Source organism: Bacillus sp. LR--39 (genome assembly GCF_053613335.1).
In genome coordinates, this window is record NZ_JBSIOT010000178.1 from 1 (window position 1) to 1,342 (window position 1,342).

At 46.8% G+C, this 1,342-nt stretch carries 1 protein-coding gene; it reads right to left on the bottom strand.

Going from position 1 to position 1,342, the window contains the following annotated elements; all coding sequences use genetic code 11:
- The coding region (dctS, locus tag ACWHAR_RS21555; protein WP_452087778.1) for a two-component system sensor histidine kinase DctS at positions 1-1,342 on the bottom strand (1,342 nt) is incomplete at both ends.

Here is a 1,342-nt window from a genome sequence, read left to right on the forward strand (position 1 = left end):
GTGCTTCCTCCCCCTTCATTGGAAAAACGATAGAAAAAGATGTCCCCTGCTCCGCATGTGAATCAACTTCTATCGCGCCCGATCCTTTGTCTATGATTTGTTTCACTAGATACAGGCCATAGCCTGTGCCGCCAGTTTTATTGACCGTAAAACCTTTGTCGTAAAGGCGAGGCATATGTGCCGGATCAATTCCGCAGCCGTTATCTTCTATTAAAATAGCAAGGATATCATCTGTTTGTTCGATACTAATGTCAATTCGTTTGTCTTCAGATTGAACGGTTTCAAATGAGCCGAAGGCATTTTCAATCAGATTCCCCAAAAGCACGACAATATCATGCTGATCAATATGCTCGGGAAATTGCTGAAGACTGCTGTTTTCATCTATATGAACAGCAATGCCGAGCTCTCTTCCCCTTCTGATTTTACTTAATAGAAGGCCTGCCGCAGCGTCATTTTGAATCGAGCGGTGCAGAAATTCAGTCACATTTTCCTGCTCAGTTGACGCCTGGAATGCAAGCTGCAAGGCTTTTTCAGATTTCCCCAGCTGGATGAGACCGGCGATCGTGTGCAGCTTATTCATATGCTCATGGTTTTGGACACGGAGCGCCTCCACAAAGTTTCTGACACCAGTCAATTCCTCTGCCATCTTGGCCGCTTCCGTTCTGTCCTGAAAAATCGCAACGGCGCCGATCACTTTTTTCTTCATGACGATCGGAATTCTGCTGCTCATGATGACTTTTCCGCTGACACGAATTTCTTCATTATAAACCGCTTTGTTCCGCTCCACGATTTCAGGCAGGCGCGAATCCTTGAGAACCTCCCAAATCACCTTGCCGATCAGATCCCCCTGCACTTCAAAGATCTGTTTCGCTTTTTCATTAAAAATCGTAATGACGAGCCGATTGTCAATAGCGATCACCCCTTCATTCATCGAGTGAAACGTCGCTGTCCGTTCTTCATACATTCGGACAATCTCATGGGGTTCAAGCTGAAACATTTGTTTTTTGATATGGCGGGCCAGCAAAAAGGAACCAGCAAGGCCAAAGCCGAGTGTCAGCACAACGATGAAGGCGATATCACGCTTTAAATGAAGCAGGATGTCAGCGATCCCTGGCAGCGTTTTTCCGACAAGCACCACGCCTATTTGGTTCAGGTCTTGATCCTTAACCGGATAAAAAGCGCGAACCGCCGTGCCGAGCTCGCCCTTTGCTTCAGAGAAATAAATGTGCTCCGCAAACGCTGCCTCCTCGTCTGCACCTTCTGATTTCTTGCCGATGCTTGTGCTGACAGGATGCGTATATCGGATGTGATTCATATCCATGACGACAATATAGTCTGCTTC